The sequence below is a fragment of the Pedobacter jeongneungensis genome, from assembly GCF_039538295.1.
In the GTDB taxonomy this organism is placed as follows: domain Bacteria; phylum Bacteroidota; class Bacteroidia; order Sphingobacteriales; family Sphingobacteriaceae; genus Pedobacter; species Pedobacter jeongneungensis.
On the sequence record NZ_BAABBY010000002.1, the window covers coordinates 373,884 to 400,732 of the forward strand.

Annotated in this window: 12 protein-coding genes; 1 reads left to right on the plus strand and 11 read right to left on the minus strand. The window is 42.3% G+C overall.

Features of this window, described 5'->3' with window-relative positions; translation table 11 throughout:
• Window positions 1-71: 71 nt before the first annotated feature.
• From ABD769_RS05335 to ABD769_RS05360, 6 genes are all read right to left on the minus strand, one after another.
• The gene (locus ABD769_RS05335) at window positions 72-992 is read right to left on the minus strand and encodes a PorP/SprF family type IX secretion system membrane protein (protein ID WP_344850007.1); all 921 of its coding nucleotides are present in this window, start codon (window positions 990-992) and stop codon (window positions 72-74) included.
• An 8-nt stretch (window positions 993-1,000) separates the two neighbouring features.
• Window positions 1,001-3,421, minus strand: a complete 2,421-nt coding sequence (locus tag ABD769_RS05340) for a T9SS type B sorting domain-containing protein (protein WP_344850009.1) — start codon at window positions 3,419-3,421, stop codon at window positions 1,001-1,003.
• Window positions 3,378-9,461, minus strand: a complete 6,084-nt coding sequence (locus ABD769_RS05345) for a discoidin domain-containing protein (protein WP_344850011.1) — start codon at window positions 9,459-9,461, stop codon at window positions 3,378-3,380. Before ABD769_RS05345 ends, ABD769_RS05340 begins: the two co-directional genes overlap by 44 nt.
• A gap of 1,624 nt (window positions 9,462-11,085) precedes the next feature.
• Window positions 11,086-12,006, minus strand: coding sequence for a PorP/SprF family type IX secretion system membrane protein (locus ABD769_RS05350; protein ID WP_344850013.1), 921 nt, complete (start codon window positions 12,004-12,006; stop codon window positions 11,086-11,088).
• Between the two features lie 8 nt (window positions 12,007-12,014).
• Window positions 12,015-17,771 (minus strand): CehA/McbA family metallohydrolase, encoded by a 5,757-nt coding sequence (locus tag ABD769_RS05355; RefSeq protein WP_344850015.1) that lies wholly within the window; start codon window positions 17,769-17,771, stop codon window positions 12,015-12,017.
• A 1,004-nt stretch (window positions 17,772-18,775) separates the two neighbouring features.
• Window positions 18,776-19,396 carry an L-threonylcarbamoyladenylate synthase gene (locus tag ABD769_RS05360; RefSeq protein WP_344850017.1) on the minus strand — a complete coding sequence of 207 codons (621 nt, stop codon included), beginning with the start codon at window positions 19,394-19,396 and terminating at the stop codon, window positions 18,776-18,778.
• Between the two features lie 83 nt (window positions 19,397-19,479).
• Here ABD769_RS05360 and ABD769_RS05365 point away from each other — a divergent pair, with 83 nt between their 5' ends.
• Window positions 19,480-21,141, plus strand: coding sequence for an FMN-binding glutamate synthase family protein (locus ABD769_RS05365; RefSeq protein WP_344850019.1), 1,662 nt, complete (start codon window positions 19,480-19,482; stop codon window positions 21,139-21,141).
• A gap of 413 nt (window positions 21,142-21,554) precedes the next feature.
• On the opposite strand, the gene asnS is transcribed toward ABD769_RS05365, so the two are convergent.
• The 5 genes from asnS to ABD769_RS05390 all read right to left on the minus strand — a co-directional run bounded on the left by asnS (window position 21,555) and on the right by ABD769_RS05390 (window position 26,749).
• A complete protein-coding gene (gene asnS / locus ABD769_RS05370) occupies window positions 21,555-23,003 on the minus strand; it encodes an asparagine--tRNA ligase (protein WP_344850021.1) in 1,449 nt (482 codons plus the stop codon).
• Window positions 23,004-23,912: 909 nt separating this feature from the next.
• Window positions 23,913-24,440: a ferritin gene (locus tag ABD769_RS05375; RefSeq protein WP_344850023.1), complete on the minus strand. Its 528-nt coding sequence runs from the start codon at window positions 24,438-24,440 to the stop codon at window positions 23,913-23,915.
• 436 nt (window positions 24,441-24,876) lie between these two features.
• Complete coding sequence (locus ABD769_RS05380) at window positions 24,877-25,236, minus strand: hypothetical protein (protein WP_344850027.1); 360 nt, start codon at window positions 25,234-25,236, stop codon at window positions 24,877-24,879.
• A gap of 112 nt (window positions 25,237-25,348) precedes the next feature.
• Entirely contained in the window at window positions 25,349-25,909 is a 561-nt protein-coding gene (locus ABD769_RS05385; RefSeq protein ID WP_344850029.1) for a GNAT family N-acetyltransferase, read from the minus strand.
• Window positions 25,910-26,749, minus strand: coding sequence for an MBL fold metallo-hydrolase (locus ABD769_RS05390; protein WP_344850030.1), 840 nt, complete (start codon window positions 26,747-26,749; stop codon window positions 25,910-25,912). It lies immediately after the preceding gene.
• Window positions 26,750-26,849 lie beyond the last annotated feature (100 nt).

Consider the following 26,849-nt stretch of genomic DNA (forward strand, 5'->3'; position numbering starts at 1 on the left):
AAATCCCGGATTATTCGGAATAACGACGATTCTCTTTAAAACCGAAACAAGTTTGGAATGACGGCTATATATTATGGTTTTTTACTAATATTTAAGCGGATATTTACTTCGAAATCACCGTCGGTATAACCGCTGATGGCTGAAGTGGCGGTATTGTAGTACGCCATAAAATACAAAGTCGATTTATAATTCATTCCGAAACCAACAGTAGCATTTTGCGTGTTGTGGTACATAGCCATCAGGTATAATTTATCGTTGGCGAAGTTGGCGTTAACACCTGCATCCCATAAATTTTCGTAGTTTTTAATGCCTCTGAAAACACCTTTTGGCTCGAGGCTGATGCCGTTAATGCCAGATCCCAAGGCGAATTTGTAACTTACTGCAGAGTAAAAAGTGGGTTTATCGGCAAAGTTTAAATCGTCTTTTCTGAAAACTGAACGCATGTTAGGCACGGCGCCTTCAACAGTTAATCCTCTGGAGGTATAAGAAATCCCGAAATCACCATCCAGGTAATAACCCCTGTCGTTAAAACGGGCAATAGATGGATCGTTAATGTCGCTGTTCCTTATGCTGCTTAAATCGAGCTTATCCTGACTTGCGCCAAAAGAAATCCCAAAATTTAATTTCTGGCCTTCGCTGTTTAATGGCAGGTGATAGGCAAAAGTTCCAACCGCCTTAGTACGCTGGATCCCGCCCGATTTCTCGTTGTATATGTTTACGCCCCAGCCCACTTTGTTCACCTGCTGATCTAAAGTTACGCTTTGGGTGATGGGTGCACCAGGAATGTTCGACCACTGTTTGCGGAAACTTCCATTGATGTTAAACCCTTCGTCGATACCGGCCATTGAGGGGTTAATCAGGTAACGGTTCTGAAAGTATTGTGCATTGAGTGGGAGGATCTGCGCTTTTGCAGATCCTATAAATAATGTGCTAATAGCAAATAGAAACGTTACGCGACGCATTTGCTTTATGTTTTTTGTAATTGCTCTCATGTCTGTAATTAGTTTCTAAGGATATTGATGTAACCTTTAAACTTACCGATACCATTACCCAAATCGATGATGTAATAATAGGTGCCTTCGCTCAACGCACTGCCGTTTATGGTTCCGTCCCAATCATTGGTATAAGCGTGTTTGGTGTATAAAATCTTTCCGGCTTTATTGAACACCTTCAAGGTATTATTCGGATAGTAATCGATGTTTTTTACGATAAACTTATCATTATACCCATCCCCGTTTGGTGTGACTACCGTATTGGCTTCCAGTTTATAATCATCAATTACCATAATGGCAATGTTTTGATCGCTCATACAGCCACTGGCATTGGTTACGGTAACGCGGTAAGTGCCGCTCTGTTTCGGACGAATGGTTAAGGTAGCAGTACTTTGTCCGCTAATGATATCCGGGCCCGACCAGCTGTATTGTGTACCACCGGTAGCGGTTAAAATAATTGCATCACCTTTCGAAACCGATAAACCTTTATTGCTGCTGATCGAAGCCGCTGGTAAAGCATTTACGGTTACGGTTGCCGATCCGGTTTGTAATTGATTGGCATAAGCATCGGCCACGCTCACTAATGTATAGGTAAATGTACCCATCGCGTTGGTTGGCGCACTAACTGTCGCGGTAGTAGAATTGGTGGTTACGGTGCGGTTGCTGCCTCCGTTTATGGTATAGGTAAAAGTGTAAGGTGCTGTTCCGCCTGATCCGGTAAAAGTGACGTCTGGCGATGGACCAAAATTACATACCGAGGTATTACCTGCAATAGTGGCCACTGGTAAAGCATTTACGTTTACCGTTGCCGAACCGGTTTGCGGCTGGCTACAGTTTACATCGGCTACACTTACTAAGTTATATATAAAGGTTCCCGATGCTGACGTTGGCACTGAAACGGTCGCAGTATTGCCGGTTGAAGTTACGGTTTTGTTTGCCCCGCCGTTAATATTATAGGTAAAGGTGTATGGCACCGTTCCGTTAGTTCCGGTGAAGGTAATATCAGGTGCTGCAGCCAGTTTGGATACCGTTGCTGAACCCGAAATGCTTGCAGTGGCTAAAGCCCTTATAGTAATTGTTGCCGATCCGGTTTGTGTTTGACTGGCATAAGCATCGGCCACACTCACTAATGTATAGGTAAATGTACCCACCGCGTTGGTTGGCGCACTAACTGTAGCAGTAGTTGAATTGGTGGTTATGGTGCGGTTGCTGCCTCCGTTTATGGTATAGGTAAAGGTATAAGGTGCTATTCCGCCTGATCCGGTAAAAGTGATGTTTGGCGATGAACCAAAATTACATACCGAAGCATTACCTGCGATGGTGGCCGCTGGTAAATCATTTACAGTTACCGTTGCCGAACCGGTTTGCGGCTGGCTACAATTTACATCGGCTACACTTACTAAATTATACACAAAGGTTCCCGCTGCCGAAGTTGGCACTGAAATGGTCGCAGTATTGCCGGTTGAAGTTACCGTTTTGTTTGCCCCGCCATTAATATTATAGGTAAAGGTATATGGCGCGGTTCCATTAGTTCCGGTAAAGGTAATATCAGGTGCTGCGACCAGTTTGGATACCGTTGCTGAACCCGAAATGCTTGCAGTGGCTAAAGCCCTTACGGTAATGGTTGCGGTTCCGGTTTGTGTTTGACTGGCATAAGCATCAGCTACGCTCACCAAAGTATAGGTAAATGTACCCTCTGCATTGGTTGGCGCACTAACCGTTGCCGTAGTTGAATTGCTGGTTACGGTGCGGTTGCTACCTCCGTTTATGGTATAGGTAAAGGTGTAAGGTGCTGTTCCGCCTGATCCGGTAAAGGTGATGTTTGGCGATGGACCAAAATTACACACCGAGGTATTACCTGAAATGGTGGCCACTGGTAAATCATTTACAGTTACCGTTACCGAACCAGTTTGTGGCTGGCTACAGTTTACATCGGCTACACTTACTAAATTATACACAAATGTACCCGTTGCCGAAGTTGGCACTGAAACGGTTGCGGTATTGCCGGTTGAAGTTACGGTTTTGTTTGCCCCGCCATTAATGTTATAGGTAAAGGTATATGGCGCGGTTCCGTTAGTTCCGGTGAAGGTAATATCAGGTGCTGCGGCCAGTTTGGATACCGTTGCTGAACCCGAAATGCTTGCAGTGGCTAAAGCCCTTACAGTAATTGTTGCCGATCCGGTTTGTGTTTGACTGGCATAAGCATCAGCCACGCTTACCAAAGTGTAGGTAAATGTACCCTCTGCATTGGTTGGCGCACTAACCGTTGCGGTAGTTGAATTGGTGGTTACGGTGCGGTTGCTGCCTCCGTTTACGGTATAGGTAAAAGTGTAAGGTGCTGTTCCACCTGATCCGGTAAAGGTGATGTCTGGCGATGGACCAAAGTTATACCGAAGCATTACCTGCGATGGTGGCCGCTGGTAAAGCATTTACAGTTACCATTGCCGAACCGGTTTGCGGCTGGCTACAGTTTACATCGGCTACGCTTACTAAATTATATATAAAGGTTCCCGCTGCCGAAGTTGGCACTGAAATGGTCGCAGTATTGCCGGTTGAAGTTACCGTTTTGTTTGCCCCGCCATTAATATTATAGGTAAAAGTGTATGGTGCCGTTCCGTTGGCTCCGGTGAAGGTAATATCAGGTGCTGCAGCCAGTTTGGGTACTGTTGCTGAACCCGAAATGCTTGCAGTGGCTAAAGCCCTTACGGTAATGGTTGCGGTTCCGCTTTGCGCCTGACCACAGTTAACATCTTTAACGTTCAGTAAATTATAGGCAAATGTACCCTCAACATTGCCTGGCACTGAAACCGTTACGGATGAACTTGTGCCGGTAGTGCTTACAGTTTGATCTGCTCCTCCATTAACATTATAGGTAAATGTATAGGGGGCAGTTCCGTTTGCTCCTGTAAAGGTGATGGTTTGGTCAGCGTCATTTAGGCACACTGCAGCCGTACCTGTAACAGTTGCTGTAGCGGTTGAGGTAACCTTTAATTTGAAAGATTTGGTGATTTTATTTACACCTCCAAAATCTGTTCCGCCATCATCCAGTACTGTAATGGTAATATTGGCTTCGCCACTTATGTTGTTTTTTAAATGGTAGGTAATGGTGCCCTTACCGGTACCGTTTGCTGCAATCGTTAATACATCAAACAGGCTCGCGTTATCAGCAGTTACCGAAAGTGTAGTGTTTTGTGTGGTTTCAGGACCAGCAGAAATTCCGGTTAAAGCAATGGTTTGGTTAGCCGGAGCATAACAGATAGCCTGATCTGCTATGGCATCGAGGGTAGGCGCACCATTGCCGAACAGGTATCTCGTTTTAACAGGATAATGATCGGTTGTGGTAGTGCTGTAATTGGAAACCAGGTTTTTAACGGCATCTAAAACCTCTGCCGATGCCGGGATGTAATTGAGGTTAAGGTTTTTCGTGATGATGACGTTATCAATTACTGTATTAAATCCGGCGGTAGATTGTTTGCCCGCTAAACTTAAAGGTAAGGTTACCGGGAAATAATTAGCCGCATCCAGGGTGAAATCTGAATACGAAGTTCCGGTGCCGGGCATTGGAGCAATGGTTTTATCCGCATCCAGTACATCGTTAAAATCGCCGAGAATGATTACTTTTTTGCCAGCCAGATTAAGATCCAGCCAGTCTTTTAACTGTTTGTTTCCTGCTTTTCTGCGGTTGTAGGCATCAATCTGATCGGCTGTAGTACCGGTATTGGCTTTTGCATGGATCTCTACAAAATAAACGGTATCCGGTTTATTGTTGATTTTTACCTGCGCCTGCATCAGGTAAGGGAAGCGGCCCGACGACCAGTTTTTGTAAGGGCTACCATCGGCACTGGTTGCAGGTACAGCCGGATTATAGGTATCTCTTAAAATCCCTAAAGTTGAAATGGGTTTAATCAGATCGGTACGGTACATAAAAGCCAGTTTCTGCGCCAGGGGATAATCGGCATCTGCTTTATTATCGGCATAGGATCCGAAATCACTGAATAAAACATTGTATCCGGCCGGTAAAACGGTATTTCTAAACAAAGTGGTATCTACAACCTCAGCAAAACCATAAATATCGGCATTGAGATTATTCACCACTGTTTTAACATTAGCGGCCTGCTGGGCATCGTTCGATGGGTTCTGGGCAGGGCTGCCAAACCATTCGATATTCCAGTTTACCACTTCTAAAGTATTGGCAGCATCGAAGGTGTTTCCGCTTAAGGCTACCGTTTTGTTTGCTGAACCAGCAGTGGCGATGTTTACATTTCCTGTATAACTGGTATTGACCGTAGCTGGTGAAAATTTAGCATAAACTGTTGGCGACGTATTGTTGATATCGGCTTTTGGATAAGTAATGGTACTGCTGTATGTTCCGGTACTGGTTTTAGATAAGGTAAAGTTAGCCGGGGCGGTTAGGGTTACATCATCCGTTAAGTTACCGGCAGAAAAGCCAAAGGTACTTGCTGCAGAAGTGGTGTTGGCCGCCTGAAAACCAAAGCTAATGCTTGATGGCGAAGTAGTAATATCTACCGCAGGTGGCGTATTGGAATTGGTTACCACAAAATCATCTACTGTCCAGCGGCTTGCCGACGAGGTGGTAGAATTATATACGATAGCCACATAAACCGGCGTTGCTTTGTAGGCTGATAAATCTATATTATCCGATTTGGTCCATTTATCGGTACCTGTTTCAGGAAATTTACCGTCTAAGCTGGTCCAGGTGGCCAGTGCAGGATCACCCGAACCGGTATAGTTGGTTGAAATTTTGAGTTGTAATTTATCTCCTGCGAAAGCAGATCTTGTGTAGAAAGATAAAATAGCATAGTTAAATGAAGAAATATTTAAAGCCGGCGAGATTAACCAATCCTCATTCAAAATATTACCGCCTGAATAACCATTAATCTGAAGGGCATTTCCGGTATTTGCCACACCTGTAGGGTCGGCCGGATCGTGTCCGAAAGTAGTGGTACAAGCCCAGGTTTGTGCGCCGGTTACGCTGTATTGATAAAAACCATCGGATAGTGCAGCACTCCCCGCAGTAGTGCAGTTTTCGAAGTTAAAAGCTGTTTGGCTGGGATCAACTGCCAGGCCGGTTAATGACAGTGAAACCGAAGTTGCACCAGTGCTTTCATGTAAAATGGCACCAGTAGAATTGCCTGCAACCGTTGGACTGAATTTTACATACACCGTTTGGTTTGTGGCTAAATCTGCCACGCTGTAAGTTAATGTGGAAGAAAAGGTAATGTTATCTTTCGAAATAGAATAAGGTGCAGTTGTAGTCAGGGTAGTGGCATTGGTTAAGTTACCGGCAGATAATACATAGGTTTTAGGTGCCGAAGTGGTATTAATGGCCTGATTGCCGAAAGCCAGAGTTTTTGGTGTAACAACTAAATTCGGGCCAGAGGTAGAAGCCGGCTCAGTTACAGAGGTGTTTTGCGGATTTGGTGGTCTCAATATAAAATCTAAAGAATTATCATCACTATCGTATCCGTTACCAGCAAACTCTTCTGTACCGCCAGTTCCCATGGTAGTGGCATCTGATGTAGCGCTTGCTTTTCTTTCTATGGATGTGGAATTGGTTGTGGCTGTTGCAGGCGCAGTACCTTCAAAACCATTTGCTGTTCCGAAACCAACTTTATCAATAATATTTGCACCAGTCGGGTTTGCTCCTGTTTGAAGGGTAACCGAATTGCTTAACAATACTTTTCCGGTGGTACCCGATAAATTAAGCGTGCCAATCTTATCAGGCGTTGGTAAATCTACTGTACCACCTGCGCCTGCTGCTTCCTGAACGAGGTAAAAACCCTTTGGAGCAATGGCACCAGATAAGTTGGTTGCTGTCCAGTTGCCAGCACCGGTAGCACTTGTATATTGAACGCTCCAGCCGGTTAAATCGACTGCTGTATTCCCCGGGTTATACAATTCGATAAAGTCATTTTTGTAGGTAGCACCAGAGTTTCCGCCGCCACCGTAAATTTCTGATATGACAATATGTGCTGGTGTTGCGGGTGGGGTGGTAGCTACACCTGTTGCAGTAATATTCAGTGTAGTTGCCCCAGTGCTCGAAATACTGATAGTGCCCGATGCTGCCGAGGCTGTTGTGGGGCTAAAACGTACTGAAACTGTTTTGTCGGCTGCAAGTTCGGCTGCGGTATAAACCAGAGAAGTGCTGTAGGTAATATTATCTTTCGAGAGGTAAAAAGGTGCAGTGGTGGTGATGTTTACTGCATCAGTTAAGCCCGTTGCATTCAGGTTAAACGTTTGTACGGTAGAATTGGTCCCTGTATTCTGCGAACCAAAATCGAAAGCTGTTTGATTTACCTTTAAAGCTGGTGACGGTACATTTCCCTTAACCGTTGGGTCGTTATATAAATTAAGTTCGGCAATGGCAGCATATTGTAGTCCGTCGAATGCGTTTTTGGTAACAAATTTAAAATACCTGAAGTTTCTGGGCTCAAAATTAATCTGATTTACTCCGTTATTATAATTAAGCGTATAACTGCCTACCAATGTATAATTTACATCGTCGTCGCTCACTAAAATATCAACATCTTTAACCATCACATACATATCGTAAAGCTGATTATAGCTCCAGCCGGTAAAGCGTTGTACCGATTTGGTATCAATGATGAGCTCATGTGGAAAATAAGTATCATAATTAGATTCCCAACCAGATCTATCCCTACCATCAATTGCAGACTCGGCCGATTCGTTAACAGCCGATTGACCATCAGGTGTAGTTTTATTTTCGTCTTCGTAAGTGGTTACATTATCGGGCTTTAATTTATTGCCCGCTCTTATGGTCCACCCGTTACGGCTAACTAAAGTATTTGCAGGCTTAGTCTGGTTAATGGGATCAGGTCCCTGCCATAAGTTAAGTTCAGCTAAATACGCCCATCCATCATTACTATTTTGAGGGCTTATGGCCACAAAACGGAAATATCTGAAATTTTCTTTTTTGTTAAAGCTGATGTATTTGCCCCCGTCGCTTCTCCCTAAAACGTCTGTTTTTAACAAAACAAAATCGCCCTCTTTGCCCGTATTACTACCGTATAGCTCAATATTTTTAATGGCATTTGATAAGCCTTTTTTGTGGAGATAGCTTATGCCAACGTAATCCTGCTGTGTTTTTGTATCAATGGTTACCTGGTGAGGGTACATGGTTTTGGCATCATTATAGGAATTCCACGTGGTATTGGGGTTGTTGTCAATAATGTTCGTTGCCAAACCAATATTTCCATTGGCATCTTCATCAATTTTGGTACTACCGCCAATAATTTTGTTGCCTGGGGTAATGGTCCAATTGGTTCTGTCAGCCCTGGTTATATTTTTAGGGGCAAATTCTGTAGCCAACCCGGGTACATTTGCATCGAAATAAATGTGTGCAATACCCTGCGTAATGTATCCGTTGGCATGTATGAGTTTAATTTTGACCTCATAAGTTGTATTGCCCTGATAAGATAAACCTGATAAAGGTAAAGCGATCGAAAAACTGTCGGTACCAATAGGTTCTGTTTCGTATGATATGGCGTTGTAATCATGATTAGCGCCCTCACCTTCGCCCTCAACATTTGGATCGAGAAAAACCCCAATGTGCTTTACCGGATTTGCTGGTGAACTGTTTAAAAACTTTCCGCTAAACTCTAAGTTTTGGGTAGCGGTATTATAATTTCCATGGATGATATCAACCGCTGATGAGGCTTCTCCATAATAGGTAGGGATGGTTACGTCGTTTAAAATTTCACAAACATCAAGCATGGCGCAATCGGCCTTGGTTAAAATGGTTGGGTTATTTGGGAAAACCTCTAGGCTATAGTTACCAATGCCCATTAATGTAGGCCTATAGGTATTTGGAAAACGTTTTGCCTGTGATTTTGGCTCATTTTGCGAACGCATATCTCCGCCCACGGGAAAAGGTTCGTTATTATGCTGTAACTGCAGGGCATGGCCAAGCTCGTGCAACATACCCCCAACCCAAAGCGCTAAATTATCTTTATTGGGGTTGTTCATATCCAAACCCAAATTATCGTACACAATACAATATTTACCCCAACCGCCGTAAAGCTTATTGTCGTATGGGGTAATGATGAGCATGTGCTGGCTGGTATTTTTACCTACATTTTCTGGCAATGCCAGATAGGCATCTGCTTCGTTCTTAACTGCGCCGGCATTACTTAGCTGGCTAGCGGGTTTGTTACTTTTAACAGTACATATTTGCACCCGTTGCATGGCGTTATCTTTTATAAGGCCAAATGTTTTATCGCCAAATCCTTGTTGTATCATTTGCTGGCGGAAAAACTCTTGCCCATAAAGTAAGGCCTTGCTAATTCTTTCTTCGTAATTAGGTAAGGGGGTAATATCTTGTGGAATGAGATATACCACTACAAGGTTATGCTGCCTGTCTGGCTTGTAGGTTTGCGCTTTTGCGCCAATACCAATTAATATTAGTAACGTAAGTAATTTTATTTTCATAAAGTAGGTTTGTAGTAGGTTTGTGAAACGAAATTATTGTTTTAAATTAAGTGCAAAAAAAAAATGTACCAGATGTAAAGAAAAGTAGCATATTTCATGTTTCTGGTAGATTTTTAAGGGTTACTGATGTGGTAACTAAAAGCCAATTTTCGTCATTGCGAGGCTGGGTTTGAGCGAGCCGAAGCAATCTCATTAAAAAGAATTATTGTCATCCTGAGGCACGAAAGATCTGTAAGTGTTTGCCCCTTACTGAGGCTTGCCTCGGCTCACCGCCGCCGATGGGCTCTTTCTTTTGGCTTGGCCCAAAAGAAACAAAAACCCAAGGCTTGGATCTGATGTCGGATAAATTCGTCAAAGCTTTTAAGTCGTCAGCACAAGCCCCCGATGAAGGATCGGGGTGGGCGTGCTGCCTCAGTGCTGTGCTGATTGAATGGAGGTGCAAAAGCTTTAACGCTTTCTCCTTCCATCATATCCGAGGCCGGGAGCAGGGAGCAGATAGCGAGGTGTATAGGATCATTTCTAAAGCGGTCGTCATTCCCGCGCAGGCGGGAATCTTAATGGTTTAGCTATATCACGCGTAATTTCTACCGCGAACAATCCGTCATTTCGACTGGAGCGCAGCGTAATGGAGAAATCTATTAAATTAAACTCTACAGATTAAAATTTTCTATCGGTTCGCCGCCGCAATCCCATTAAAAAGAGTTATTGTCATCCTGAGGCACGAAGGATCTCTAAGTGTTGATCACTGGTTTGTGTTTGCTCACTGGCTAAGTTTCTTTTCTATTTTGCCCCTTACTCGGGCTTGCCTCGGCTCACCGCCGCCGAGGGGCTCTTTCTTTTGGCTTCGTTCAAAAGAAACAAAAAACCAAGGCTTGCACCTTTTCTTGAACTAAGCTATCGAAATTCCCACTGCGGCAATATGGAGGCCCCGATGAAAAATCGGGACTGTATATTGCCTTGGGCAGTGAGGTATTGAGAGTGGGCTGCAGGAATTTCAATGCTTATTCCTGCGGAAATCTGCGAGGCCGGTAGCAGGGAGCAGAGAAATATCACGCGTAATTTCTACCGCGAACAATCCGTCATTTCGACTGGAGCGTAGCGTAATGGAGAAATCTATTAATTTAAACTCTACAGATTAAAATTTTCTATCGGCTCATTGCCGCCGGGGCTAGTCCTTTTTCCTTGATGAAAAAGGGACCAAAAAATCAAGGCTTGCATCCTTCCTTGTAAAAAGCTACGGAAATCTTGATTGCGGCAGCATCGAGGCTCTTACCCTTGCTTATCCCCACCACTCCCGCTTTGATCCTGCCTTGGGCTGTGGGGTAATGAGGGGAGCTGCAAAGATTTTCATGCTTTTTCCGGCGGAAATCTGCAAGGCCGGATAGCAGGGAGCAGGTCGCATGGAGCATATTGCAGGGTGCGGTAAATTGTTTTTCAAGGCCTTTCCCTTTCAGTAGAAAGGTGCCGTTAGGCGGATAGGGGCGCTGCGACCAATAAAAAAGCCGCAGATTTTATTCTGCGGATTAGGTAAAAATGTAATGCTTTAAGCATTAAAATCCCGGATTATTCGGAATAACGACGATTCTCTTTAAAACCGAAACAAGTTTGGAATGACGGCTATATATTATGGTTTTTTACTAATATTTAAGCGGATATTTACTTCGAAATCACCGTCGGTATAACCGCTGATGGCTGAAGTGGCGGTATTGTAGTACGCCATAAAATACAAAGTCGATTTATAGTTCATTCCGAAACCAACGGTAGCATTTTGCGTGTTGTGGTACATAGCCATCAGGTATAATTTATCGTTGGCGAAGTTGGCGTTAACCCCTGCATCCCATAAATTTTCGTAGTTTTTAATGCCCCTGAAAACACCTTTTGGCTCGAGGCTGATGCCATTAATGCCAGATCCTAAGGCGAATTTGTAACTTACTGCAGAATAAAAGGTGGGTTTATCGGCAAAATTTAAATCGTCTTTTCTGAAAACCGAACGCATGTTAGGCACGGCGCCTTCAACAGTTAATCCTCTGGAGGTATAAGAAATCCCGAAATCGCCGTCCAGATAATAGCCCCTGTCGTTAAAACGAGCGATGGAAGGATCGTTAATGTCGCTGTTCCTTACGCTGCTTAAATCGAGCTTATCCTGACTTGCGCCGAAAGAGATCCCGAAATTTAATTTCTGGTCGTTGCTGTTTAATGGCAGGTGATAGGCAAAAGTTCCAACCGCCTTAGTACGCTGGATCCCGCCCGATTTCTCATTATAGATGTTTACGCCCCAGCCCACTTTGTTCACCTGCTGATCTAAAGTTACGCTTTGGGTAATGGGTGCTCCGGGAATGTTCGACCACTGTTTGCGGAAACTTCCGTTGATGTTAAAACCTTCATCGATACCGGCCATTGAAGGGTTAACGAGGTAACGGTTCTGGAAATATTGTGCATTGAGTGGAAGGATCTGCGCTTTTGCAGATCCTATAAATAATGTGCTAGCAGCAAATAGAAACGTTACGCGACGCATTTGCTTTATGTTTTTTGTAATTGCTCTCATGTCTGTAATTAGTCTCTGATGATGTTGATGTAACCTTTAAATGAACCGATGCCATTACCCAAATCGATGATGTAATAATAGGTGCCTTCGCTCAACGGACTACCATTTATGGTTCCGTCCCAATCATTGGTGTAGGTATGTTTGGTGTATAACATCCTTCCAGCCTTATCGAATATTTTTAAGGTATTGTTCGGATAGTAATCGATGTTCTTCACGATAAATTTATCGTTGTAACCATCCCCGTTTGGTGTTACTACCGTACTGGCTTCCAGTTTATAATCATCAATCACCGTAATGGCAATGGTCTTATCGCTCACACAACCGCTTGCATTGGTTACGGTAACGCGGTAAGTGCCGCTCTGTTTAGGGCGGATGGTTAAAGCAGGCGTATTCTGTCCGCTAATGATATCGGCGCCCGACCAGTTGTACTGTGTACCACCGCTTGCGGTTAACACGATGGCATCACCTTTAGAAATGGACAAACCTTTATTGCTGCTGATCGAAGCCACTGGTAAAGCATTTACGGTTACCGTTGCCGATCCGGTTTGTAATTGACTGGCATAAGCATCGGCCACGCTCACTAATGTATAGGTAAATGTACCCACCGCGTTGGTTGGCGCACTAACTGTAGCAGTAGTTGAATTGGTGGTTACTGTGCGTTGGCTGCCGCCGTTTACGGTATAGGTAAAGGTGTAAGGAGCCGTCCCAACTGATCCGGTAAAGGTGATGTTTGGCGATGAACCAAAATTACACACCGAAGCGTTACCTGCAATGGTGGCTATTGGTAATGGACGGATAATTACGGTTGCTGAACCGGTTTGCGGCTGACCACAGTTTACATCAGCCACGCTTACTAAGTTATATACAAAGGTTCCTACTGCCGAAGTTGGCGCAGAAACGGTTGCCGTATTGCCTGTTGAAGTTATCGTTCTGTTTGCCCCGCCATTAATATTATAGGTAAAGGTATATGGCGCGGTTCCGTTGGCTCCGGTAAAAGTAATATTAGGTGCTGCAGCCAGGTTTGGTACTGCTGTTGAGCCCGAAATGCTTGCAGTAGCCAAAGCCCTTACCGTAATGGTTGCGGTTCCGCTTTGCGCCTGACCTGCGTTTACATCACTCACCTGAAGCAAATTGTAGTTAAAGGTGCCTGCAACGTTTACCGGAGCAGATACTGTAGCTGTTGTATTGGTTCCTGTAGTGCTCACCATTTGGCTTGTACCGCCGTTAATGTTATAGGTAAATACATACGGGCCTGTCCCGTTTCCACCGGTAAAAGTAATTGTTGGTGCAGTGCCGTTTAAACATAAGGCGGTAGTTCCGGCAATGCCTGCCACAGGGATAGGGTTAATTTTAACCGTGGTGGAAATGTTTTGAGGCTGTGTACTGTAAGCATCTGCAATGCTGGTTACTGTGTAAACAAAGGTACCCACGGTATTGCTTGGTGGGATGATGGTTGCAGTGCCTGTTGTTGATGTTAAAGTTTGACTCGCCCCGCCATTAATATTATACGTAAAAGTAAATGGTGCGGTACCTGCGGTTGCGGTGAAGGTAATTGCCGGTGCGGTGGTATTTACCGGAATAGAAATGTTACCGCTTAAGGCTGCAACCGGTTTGGCATAAATATGCAGGTTGGCTGCGGTATAGTTAATCGCATAATTCGGATTAATGGCGAGGGTACCCACTTTGATGGCAAAATCGCCGGGAGTTTCGCCTGCATCTCTTGTTAAGGTGCCTGTAAATACATCGGTACCCAATAAAGCTGGGCTAGAAACATAGGTAAAGGCCGGATCTGCCGTTCCTTCAACCTTTGTTTTGGCGTCGGCCTTCACATTGATTGGTTTAGGAGCCACCGTCAGGATTAATTGTTTTGATGCTTCATTATAAAATGCATCACCCGGTTGGGTTGCGGTAATGGTTACCGTACCTGCGCCAACAATCTGAATATCGTTATTGCTGATTTTTGCAACACTGGTATTGCTGCTGGTGTACACAATATTGATGCTGGTATTGTCGCTGGTTGCGCCGGCATCAAAATCAGGATCGCCATAGGTAACGGTTTTGGTGGCCGTAAAGGTGATTTGCTGGTCTTTTTTTACCACTGCATCATCTCTGGTGTACCAGATAGGGGAGGTAATGATCCTGCTTCCGTCTGATTCAACAATGTCTGCATAATAATAACCCGTTTTTAAATTGGCCAGGGCAGTGTGGCTATAGGTTAACTGTCCTGTGGTACTTGTTAAGAGTTCTGTTGGGTTTACTCCGGTACCGGGTTCGCCATACATTAATTTAATGCTGATTACTTCTTTTGTGGTTTTAGAAGTAACCTCGATCTGTGGTGCGCCGGCTACGGTAAATACGCTGCCAACGGGTTGTTTATTGATGGTGAAAAGCACCTTGGCTGCCGAATCTTCTGAAGCATAAAAGCGCATTTTTTTAACGGCATCGAGGATGTCGTTTTCGGTGAGGGCAGGCGAAAGTACTACCAGCCTGGCCTTGGTATGGCGACCGAAAGTAAGGTTGTGGTTATCATGATCGATTGTGGCACCAAGGTGATAACCTTTTGCAAGCATCCTGTTGTAATAGCTCAGGTAACTCATTGAGCTGGCAGGATCTGAATAAGTAATATTCTTTGAAGTGGCCGGACCGCTTTCAAGCGCAGTTCCTACAATTGCACTGTCGGCACTGATATCGTAATTGGCTACTAAATTATTATAATCGGTGGTATTTGGGTGAGCCAGTGTGGCTACCGCATTTAAACCATGCCTGTTAATGATTCTGAATAATCCGGTGTTGCCGGTATAGGTGTTTTTCGGTACAAAGATATCGTAATTGTCGTTTTCCCACCCCACCAGCGAATCGATACCATAAACAATTACGTGACCGCCACCGCTGATTACGCCCCATTCCATACCGTGTAAGGCCAGGAAAGTTGGTGTAGTCGCATTTTTGGCCTGATCGATGCCTTTTTGCCAGTTTGCTTTCATCATACCGGCCTGCGAGTGGTTGTGCTCCGATATACCGAGGAAATCCAGGTTCATCGATTTCTTTGCGAACTCGTAATCATCAACAGGGATTTTGGTTTTATCATCCTGGTTACCGTCCGAATAACTACTGTGACTGTGCAGGTTACCGTAATAGAAATTCAGTTTATTTACATCGAGGATACTGGTTTTGTGCTGTCCCACAAGCGGGTTTGTGGTCAGGTACAATGGCCCTCCGGTACAATTGCTGTTTACCGAAAAGATAAAGAAGTAATATTGGGTATTTTGTGTAAGTCCGTATCGGGTAAAGCTGGTACCTGCACCGCTTTTTACTACAATACCACCGCCCAGGTTGTCGCCTACGTTATAAATGGTTTGGTCGGCTGGCAAAGCAGTAAGTGATGGTTTGGTGGCCATTACCACCAGGTAATCGTCGGCATTGGCTGCAGCTGCATAAGAGGCCTGAACAAAGTTGTGGTTGGCATTGGTAACCAGGAAATTTTGTGGCTGACTGGTTGGTTTTACACAAGGGAGGAGCGTTTTGGTGGTTTCGCTCGCAATAAGTGCGCTGGTTAAATATTTAGGGCCACCCAAACAAGACGTATTGTTCAGGGCATAAATAAAATAATAATATTTGGTGGCGCTTGTTAAACCGGTATTGTTAAAGGCAGGTGTGGCCTGGCGGGCTACTACCACTCCGCCTCCCAATGCAGTACCTACAGCATAAGTTGTTCCATCGGTCGGGTTAACAGAAAGTGTGCTGTTTAAACTTCTGATGATGAGGTATTCGGTCGCATCGTCTGATTTGGTGAAGGTAAACGAAATGCTGTTTGGTGTGGTGTTGGTAAATTGAGCATTGCCCGGCACAATAGTTGGTGCGGCACAGTTAGGCAGGTTTGGTGGAAAATGAACGCCAAGTTTATTCGCGTCATCATCATCTACGGCATCTTTTACAATATCTACGGTTAATCTGGTCCAGTCGTCGGCGATAAAGGTTGAGCTTGCTGTTGCAACATCAAGGTGCCTTACATAAGAAACATCTTTCGCGTTTACATCCTGGCCAAAAGCATCGATAATGTTGTTGTTAGCATCCAGAAGCGCTACGCCATCGTTACCGTTAAAGTTAATTACCGAATTGCTTGTTTCGGCTGCACTTGCGGCGGTAAGGTATGGGATTTCTTCAGGCGAATTGTTGGTATTTCCGATCAACACGGTTCCCCTGGCCGGGATGGTTACGGTTAAGTTATACACCTGCGATGGTGCCCCGGTGATATTGATGTTGCCTGCATCGCCCGAAATGTTCCATAAACCCAGTTTTAACTGTGGGGTAGAGGTATTAACAGGACTGTTGCTTAAGTTGGTTAATTCTATCCATTTGTTTACACCCGAGCCTTCGTAATACTGGCTGATGATAATGGTAGGCGGGGCAAAAGTGGTAATGTTTAATGATACAGCAGCGGTTTGCAGGTTGGGCAAAGTGGCGTTATCTTCTGCTACTACATATAATTTATAAGCAGTTGAGGCGGTTAAACCTGTAATGCCTGAAGTTGCATCTGTATTGGCAACATTGTTAAGTGAGCCTGATTTTAGTGCTGCCGCATTTGAACCATCGAGTCCTGCCTTTACCTGTGCAGGGCTTGGTGCCTGGGCAGTGGCTGCTACTAAAACGTAATAAGTTTTACCAGCCTCGTTAATGTTGCTGCCTAAGTTAAATGAAGTGGTACCGATACCCGTTACTGCAGGCGAATTTGCAGCAAAAACGGGTGGCGTAACATCTACCAAAGGAAGTGTGGTTACATTTAAAAGCGATACGGTGGTTTGTATATTTGGTGTGGTGGCCACATCTTCGGCTACTACATAAACAGCATAATTTGTTGCCGCAGTTAATCCCGTAACTGAAGTACTTACATCGGTATTGGCCACATTGGTTAACGAACCCGATTTAATCGCTGCTGTCCCACTTCCGTTTAAACCGGCTTTTACCTGTGCAGGGCTTGGTGCAGGGCTGCCTGATGCGGTAACAACATAATAAGTTTTACCGGCTTCATCGATATTATGGGTAAGGTTAAAACCTGTTGAGGTGATATTCGAAGTTTTTGGGTAGGTAGCGGCATTTACAGGAGGTGTGTTATCAGTGGCAGAAACCGCAGATCCTGAAATTGCAACGTCATCTATACTAAAAGTACCCCCGGAAGCTTCGGCATTGTAACCATAAAAACGAAAAGTGGTTGCGGTAGCAATACTGGTGAAACCGGTTAAGTTAATGGTACTGCCTACCTCAGCAGCTGTTGCTATATCGATTACCTGAAATACATTTCCAGATACCACCTGTAAATCTGAATTGGCAGGCGATATGCTTGCCGGTAAGTTAGCTGCGTAACCATCTTTGCTCGAACGGACACTGTACTGCCTGATCCCGGTTGCCGAGCGTTGTACTGAAAACTTAATTCCGGTAATGTTTAAGGTATAACCCGAAGCCGGCGTAATGGTTACTTCGTAATATTTAGTTAAGTCTATTGCGCCTGTAAAAACATCACTGGCATTGGTTGCCCCGGTTGGCTGGCTGGTAAAAGAAAACCTGCCACTTGCATTCGGATTGGTAGAAACGGCCCCGTTGGCCGTAAAAGAGCCAAAGGTAACCCCTGTTGCGGTTGGAACTGCAGTAGGATCAGTTTTACCTGTGGTAGTAGAAACGCTGCTAAAATTGTACGTTCCGCTAAAACTCTGGGCAAATACCGATGTTGCCAAGAGCATTGTAAAACAAAATAGTAAAAGTTTTTTCATATAATTTGTTTAGGGATATGAAATAATGGATGATTTTTTTGAATAAGTTAGTGAAGCGAATCAGGAGTAATTGCTTTATTTTTCGGGAACGGTCCCGCAAGGATTTGAATGATTAGAAGTAAAGTTTTGCCATACAAGAATAATAAGGATTGGGATTAAAGGATTTTGATCATTTAGCGCAAACAATTTTGGCTATATTTTACATATAGCTGTATTGCGAACACTATTTGGCTGATTTTAACCGGAAAACAGTTACTGGAGTAATGGTAGCGCCATATAAAGTGATTAGGTTACGAAAATAGAGGTAGAAGGTTAATTCTGTATTACAGTTATATTAATTTAGTTGTTAGTTTGGCTAAAAGCTTGGGGAATAAACTTTTAAAAACATAAATTTATATATTTCTTTGATATTTAGGTGAAATGTTGATAAATTCTGAGGATTTGGGAATTTTTGCATTCTCATGTCTGCAGATTTTATGTACAATTGTTAAGAAGGATTTTCTTTCCGCTCTATGCTGCGAGGCATGGTACTTTGGAGCGCCAAAGTAACTAGAGCGCTTTGTCAATCCCGCAATGTGGCTTCTTACTACCCGCGCTCATCAAAAAAACAGCGGCACTTTGTTTTGTTCGTTTCTGCGAAACGAAAGTTGATTTGGCCGCCACCTGGGATTGACGGTGTGCTTCGGTGCGGGATGCGGAATTTTTTAAGCAAGCCAGCATGATGCCAAAAACCCGCACGATACGATTCAATCTGACAAATTCGAATTGAATTACATATATGATAAAAACCTGCTTTAATTGCTAATTGCTATTCACCTTCGGAGAGCACCCTTTGTTAATAAGCCTGATTGAAACGGAAAGCCCGCATCCCGATTTTAATCGGGGAGGACTTGAAGTGTAAAGCAGGGCTAGAGGCCGCTACAGGGAACTGAAACCATCACTTCCAAAAACAAGCAATCTAACAGGCCTGGTAAAACAGGCGATCTGGCTCTACTAGAAAAAGCTTACAAATACTCCTCAATATTTCCTTTGCCTTCACGAATTACTTCAAACTCACCCGTGGTACAATCAATCACCGTAGAAGCCTCATTATCTCCATAGCCACCGTCGATAATCAGGTCAACCAGGTCCGCGTATTTCTCGTGGATCAGTTCCGGATCGGTAGAATATTCGATTACATCATCATCATCTTTTATCGAAGTAGAAAGAATGGGGTTACCCAGCTCTTTTACAATACAGCGTGCAATGTTGTTATCGGGCACACGGATACCCACCGTTTTTTTATTGGAACTTAATAATTTAGGTACGTTGTTATTGGCGTTAAAAATAAAGGTAAACGGACCGGGTAAAGCTTTTTTTAATACCCTGAAAGTGGTATTATCAATGGGTTTAATGTAGTCGGAAATGTGCTTTAAATCGTGACAGATGAAAGAGAAATTAGCCTTTTCGGGTTTGATGCCACGGATTCTGCAGATTTTTTCAATCGCTTTTGGATTGGTGATGTCGCAGCCCAAACCATAAATCGTATCGGTTGGATAGATGATCAGGCCACCTTTTTTCAGTACTTCAACAACTTGTTCAATAGCCCTTTCGTTTGGGTTTTCCGGATAAATCTTAATAAGCATAGCGTAAAAATAACAATTTAATGGTGTCAGTTGTTTAATAATCCTAATCTTTGTATCAACAAAACATCCGCTAATCTATTATTATGAGAAAAGCTTTCGTCGCCATTGCCGCATTTCTAATTGCCCTAACCATTATGCTGGGCCTGTACCATCCTTTTTTATGGTGGACATTCATCTTCACCGGTCCTTTTGTACTGCTTGGTGTTTACGATTTATACCAGCCTAAACACAGTATCGTAAGAAACTATCCTGTATTTGGTCGCTTAAGGTATTTTATGGAAGAGCTGAGGCCGAAAGTTTACCAATATTTTGTAGAGAGCGATACCAACGGTACACCTTATAACAGGTTAAACCGCTCGTTGATTTATCAGCGTGCCAAAAAAGATAACGATACCATTCCTTTCGGAACGCAGTTAAACGTTTATGATAATGGTTACGAATGGTTAAGCCATAGCATTGCCGCGATTTCGCATCACGAGTTAAATTTAGATCCACGCGTTACCGTAGGCGGACCAGATTGCAAAAAGCCTTATTCGGCCAGTATTTATAACATTTCGGCCATGAGTTTTGGCTCTTTGAGCCAGAATGCCATTTTAGCCTTAAACGGTGGTGCCAAAATGGGCAATTTTGCACACAATACAGGCGAGGGGGGAATCAGCGATTATCACCGTCAGCCGGGTGGCGATTTAATCTGGCAGATTGGTACCGGTTATTTCGGTTGCCGTAATGCCGATGGAACTTTCAATTATGATGCCTATGCCGAAAGAGCCAAAACTGATCAGGTAAAAATGATCGAAATTAAACTTTCGCAGGGCGCTAAACCAGGGCATGGCGGGATGTTGCCGGCTAAAAAAGTAACACCGGAGGTTGCAAGGATCCGTTTGGTACCAGAGGGTAAAGATGTATTGTCTCCACCTGCACACTCTGCCTTTAATACACCAATTGGTTTATTGAAGTTTGTTAAAAAACTTCGTGATTTATCGGGCGGCAAACCAGTTGGTTTTAAATTATGTATCGGTCGTAAAAGCGAATTTTATGCCATTTGCAAAGCAATGGTTGAAACCAAAATTTATCCCGATTTTATTACCGTAGATGGTGGCGAAGGTGGTACAGGTGCTGCCCCGCAGGAGTTTTCTAACTCGGTAGGGATGCCACTACGCGAAGGTGTTGCTTTTGTTTACGATGTACTAAATGGCTTCGACCTTAAAAAACACATAAAAATTATTGCTTCAGGTAAAGTGGCTACAGGTTTCGATCTGGTAAAAAACATTGCCCTAGGTGCCGATATGTGTAATGCAGCCCGCGGAATGATGTTTGCTTTAGGCTGTATCCAGGCTTTGGAATGTAACAGCAATACCTGTCCAACTGGCGTGGCCACACAAGATCAGAGTTTAATGAAAGGCCTTGTGGTAGAAGATAAAACTGTTCGCGTTAAAAACTTCCATAACCTTACCGTAGCCAGTGCAGTAGAGCTGCTGGGCGCTGCGGGTTTAAGGGAAACACATCAGTTAAGCCGCGCTTATATCAACAGGAGGGTGAGCCCGAGCGTGATGCAGAGTTATTTAGAGAGTTTTCCATACATCCCAGCAGGCAGTTTATTGCAAACACCTTATCCAACCCGCTACGAACTGGGGATGGCATTGAGCACTTCGGCCAGCTTTGCACCAACCGATTATAAAGTTTCGGCAGTAGATTATGCGCATGCCAATCCGTATAGCGATACCATGCATGATGATGGGCGGTAGTTAACAAACTTCGAAAGTCTTTCCAGATAGTAAAAGAAGTCAAGTTTTTAAAACTTGACTTCTTTGTTATATACCTTTTTTTAGAAAAGCAGGTGCAGTAGTGCTTGGGATTGTTCAGTCCTGCTTTACGCTGCAAGTCCTCGCTATGCTGCGGGCTTTTCGCTCCAATCAGGTTTATTTGGCAGTGATAGGAAAACTATTAATGTTTAAAACACCAAACGTTTCTGCCCACGAGGCGTCTCGCCGGGCAATTAAGTTAAGGTTTTTAACCACACAGATAAACACGGATTTTTATCTGTGTGCATCCTTTTATCTGTGGTTCAGCCATGTTTATCTTTCACTACGTCATAAAAAAAGAAGTCAAGTTTTTAAAACTTGACTTCTTTGATAATGGGCTATTTGTCTCCCTAAACCTAAAACTCTGCGTTTTTCGGGAACCTTGGGAAAGCAATTACATCGCGGATGTTGGTCATTCCGGTTACAAACAATACCAAACGTTCAAAACCTAAACCAAAACCTGCGTGTGGTGCAGTACCAAAACGGCGGGTATCCAGATACCACCAAAGTTCATCTTGAGGAATATTTAAATCTTCCATACGTTTCGTTAAGCGGTCTAAACGTTCTTCACGGGCCGATCCGCCAATCATTTCACCAATACCCGGGAACAAAATGTCCATTGCGGCAACAGTTTGTCTGCCTTCCGCATCCGGCTCGTTCTGGCGCATGTAGAATGATTTAATATCAGCAGGATAATCGGTTAAGATTACCGGTTTTTTAAAGTGTTTTTCTACCAGGAAACGCTCGTGCTCGCTCTGTAAATCAGCTCCCCATTCGTCAATCAGGTATTTGAACTGTTTCTTTTGGTTTGGCTTCGAAGATTTTAAAATCCTGATGGCTTCCGTATAAGTTAAACGTTCAAAATCATTTGCCAAACAGAAATCCAGTTTCTCCAATAAACTCAATTCACTGCGCTCATTCTGAGGTTTCTGTTTATCTTCTTCCGCTAAACGGCTGTTTAAAAATTCTAATTCATCCTTGCAGTTGTCTAAAGCATATTTAATCACATACTTCATCATGTCTTCTGCAAGTTGCATGTTATCTTCTAAATCAGCAAAAGCAAATTCAGGTTCAATCATCCAAAATTCTGCCAGGTGACGCGTAGTATTCGAGTTTTCGGCCCTGAAAGTTGGTCCGAATGTATAAATCTTGCCAAAAGCCATCGCTGCCAATTCACCTTCCAACTGTCCTGATACCGTTAAATTGGTTGCACGGGCGAAGAAATCCTGTGAGAAATCTACCTTACCATCTTCAGCGCGCGGCGTATTGTCGAAATCTAAAGTGGTTACTTTAAACATCTCGCCCGCACCTTCTGCATCACTGGCCGTGATAATAGGGGTGTGCATGTACACAAAACCACGTTCGTTATAAAACTGGTGAATGGCAAAAGCCAGGGCATGGCGCACTTTAAAAACGGCATTAAAAGTATTGGTACGGAAACGCAGGTGGGCAATTTCACGTAAAAACTCTAAACTGTGTTTTTTAGGCTGTAAAGGAAACTTTTCAGGATCGCTGTCACCTAAAATTTCTACGCTGGTTGCTTTAACCTCTACAGATTGACCTTTACCAAGCGATTCGATCAGTTTACCTGTTGCCGAAATGGCTGCGCCGGTTGTTATTCTTTTTAACAGCTCATCAGGTAAATTATTAAAATCGATCACAACCTGGATATTGCTCATGCAAGATCCGTCATTTAAGGCAATAAACTGATTATTACGGAAGGTTCTAACCCATCCCATAACCGTTACTTCTGTGTCAAATGCTGTCGACTTTAATAAATCTTTAATTTGCTGTCTCTTAATCATATTGTTATTTGTAAAAGGCGCAAATTTAGAAAAAAAAGTTTATCAGTTAGCAGTTTTCGGTACACAGTTTTCAGTTTTTTAGTTTGCGGTTAGTTCAAACTGCTAACTGTTAACTTCAAATTGTAAACTATCGTGGGATACATAACATATGTATGGTGATTGTTATTTTTTTCTGGTGTTTGTTTAAATTCTGTGCGATAATTCAGTCCATCAAATCTTTATTTTATTGAAATTTAAAGGAATATTTTATAATAATCTTTGTTGACTAGGTTTTTGTGTGATATTGGGTGTGATTTAGGTTGTATTTTATGAAATATTATAATTTTTTATGTGATTATTTTAATTAAGCGCATTAATTTTTTAAAATAATGCTATTTTGTTGTATTAAAATTGGTTTTGGTGTGATTTTTTATTTGATTTTTAATTTATTCGTTGTGTTTTTTATTTTTTTATTAAAAATTTTAAGTTTTTTATTAAAAATACTTGCGAATATCAATAAAGTTTGTACTTTTGTAATGCTCGTTAATTATTATTATATATTTGGTTTAAAAAAAGCGCTGGTAACGGCGCTTTTTTTATAAAAATTTCAAGACTTATTCATAATCAACATAAACCAAACAACCTAAACTAAGAAAGCTCCGGTAAAACCGGAGCTTTTCTTTTTTATTGATGGTTTTAAGAACTTGAATTTTGATGGCATTGACAAATTTCAAAAAAAGGCGTATTAGTAAGTAGATAAAGGTAGCGATTGTAGAAAATTGCTTTCCCTAAAAATTAAGACAGGCTTTTGGCTAAAAAAAGCCTCCCGTAATAACGAGCTTTCTATTTGAGATAACAGAAATAAAAATCACAGCACAAAAAAAAAGCTACCCTTTTCAGGATAGCTTTTGAATATATGTTTTGTTGTTGTTATTCTTCTGAATAAGAGATTTTGTTCACATGTTTATCGATTTCCCATCTTCCGGTACCTTCTTCACCAATAACCTCGAATAACTCTAACGCTCTGCGTGCTTTGTATTCTTCTTCACGTTGCTCTTTTAAGAACCAGTTTAAGAATTCCATGGTTACAAAATCCTGTTCCTTATGGCATCTTGCAGCCAGGTTTTTAAAACTCTGCGTAATGGCAATTTCTGCTTCTAAAGCATCTTCGAAAACTTCTCTAAATCCGGCGAAGTCAGTTTTAATTCCTGATACTTCGGGAGAGATTGCATTTCCGCCCATATCCAGCACATATTTGAATAATTTTAACTGGTGTACTCTTTCTTCTTCAGATTGCTTTAAAAAATAATCTGCTGAATAATCGAATCCATTTTGGTCACACCAGGATGACATTGATAAATATAATGATGAAGAATGAGCTTCTTTTTTAATTTGCTGATTTAATAATGTTTCGATATCCTGAGATATTAAACATTTGATACGCATTAGATCTTTCATATTTCTGTACTTTAATAACAATACAAATGTAAACTGAATTTGTTCGTAATTATAATTTATTTACTATATGAAATTAGTCTAAATTGCTGATAATTAGTTATTTGTAATGAGTTTAAATAAGGCGGATGGATGATGTAAGAGGTAAGACGGATGATGAAAAATGGAAGAATAACGCGAAACGGATAGTGCTTGAGGATCAGATGAGTAGTGATGGTTAATTAACAATGATCAGTTTGCAGTTAGCAATTTTCAGTTGGAAGTTTTGGGCCTGGCGTTTGGGATCAGTTAACCAATTAACCCGATTAGGAGTTTTGAGTCAGTTAACCAATTTGCAATACCTATAAACAAATGACTAATGAACTAATAAAACTAATGGCTAATGAACCCATGCAGGTGTCAGTTAACCAATTTAGACAATTAACCGATTAACCAATAATTAGTAAACTAATCTATACAGGCAGTCGCTGATGATGTGGTTAAGTTTGAACATGGTAAAAGTACCTTGCAGTAAATCTTTTAATGCGATAATTTCTAAAGCACTTAATAAATAAATGTGCTCGCAACCATTAAAGGTAACCAGTTCGAAATCGGCTTTGTGGGTATTTAAAAGAAGGGCTTCGATATCAATATTTTCGACAACCGTTTTTAGTTTTTGAAGTGAAAGGCAATTAAAGCGGGCAAATTTGCCGCCAAAATCTACATAAAAGCAATTTAATTTATCAGACTGATAAATAGAACCATGGGTATTTGAGAATACGTTAACCAGTTCGTTAATATCGATACATGCTTTTTCCATCGTTTACAAAAATTGGTATTATTTAGATTAAATACAAATAAAAATGGAAATAAATTTTGGAAGCAGTTGGAGTTGGGCGCTTGGCAGTGCCAGGTGAATGACCAGAGGCTGATTATTTGATTTTAAAAACCATGTGGTGATATAATCCACCCATAAATTGTTTTTCGTTTTGAATAACAAAATTCATTTTTTTGTAAAGCCTTTGGGCGTCAGGATTATTATTTTCTACCAACAAGCCAACGGTATGGTGACCGAGTTTTTCAGCCCAATCTATGCCTGAAATAATCAGCTGTTTCCCAATTCCTTTACCCTGGGCTGTAGGATTAACACTGATACTATCGAGGTAGAATTCCCCGGTTTCAGTTTCTGTGCCCTGATTGAGGTTGCTTGTTTGGTAGCATTCGGCTACATAATTCAGAAATGGTTTGCGGAGTTCTGGCAGCTTTCCTCCATCATAAGCGTTCAGTGATCCGAGAACTTTACCTTCTTCTTCATAAACCAGTGTGTTTTCATAACTGTATTGATTGCCTTTTAGTTGAAAAAAATAAGTAAAGATTTCTATTAAAACTTTCTCCTCATCAACATTGGTTAATTTATGCGCCAGTTTACCCATCGCCTGGATAATCAATGGCACTACTTCTTCTGCATCTGCGGGGCTGGCTGGTCTGATCATTTATATATCACTCAAATTAAAAGTTTCTGCTACACGGATTCCTTTTTCAGTGCGTTGTAAGGTGCAGCATTCGTTAATGGGATCGTGTTCAAGATATAATACATAGTTATTGTTAACCGCTTCTTCTAAAAAAGCCTGTTTTTCTGTCAGTGTTTTTAACGGAAACATATCATAAGCCATTACATAGGGTAGCGGCAGGTGACCAACTGAAGGTAAAAGATCGGCCATATACACAATGGTTTTTTCTTTATAATTAATTTTTGGCAGCATCATGGCATCAGTATGGCCATAGGCAAAGCTGATATTGATATTTTTCTGCCACTCTATATTTTCCTGCTCCTTTATAAATTTAAGCTGACCGCTTTCTTGTATAGGCAGGATATTTTCTTTTAGAAATGAAGCTTTCTCCCTTGCATTCGGCTCAACGGCCCATTGCCAGTGTTTTTCGTTGCTCCAGTAGATTGCGTTTTTAAAAGCAGGAATCAGTTTTTCATTTTCTCTAACGATTGCCCCGCCCACATGGTCGAAATGGAGGTGGGTAAGAAAAACATCGGTAATATCGGCAGTACTGAAGCCTAATTGTGCAAGTGATTTCTCCATAGAATCATCACCATGCAGGTAATAATGGCTAAAAAATTTTTCATCCTGTTTGTTTCCGATGCCGGTATCCACTAAAATCAATTGATTGCCTTCTTCTATTAATAAACAACGCATGGCCCAGGTGCAGAGGTTATTGCTATCGGCAGGATTGGTTTTTTGCCAGATGACCTTAGGTACAACGCCGAACATGGCACCGCCATCTAATTTAAATAAGCCTGTGTTTATGGTGTGGAGTTTCATTTGAAAGATGTAAAAGGTAAAATGTGTGATGTAACTCGGGCTAAAATAAGAAAACCCTTTAGCTTTAACTAAAGGGTTTTCTTAAATTAAGGTATAAAAA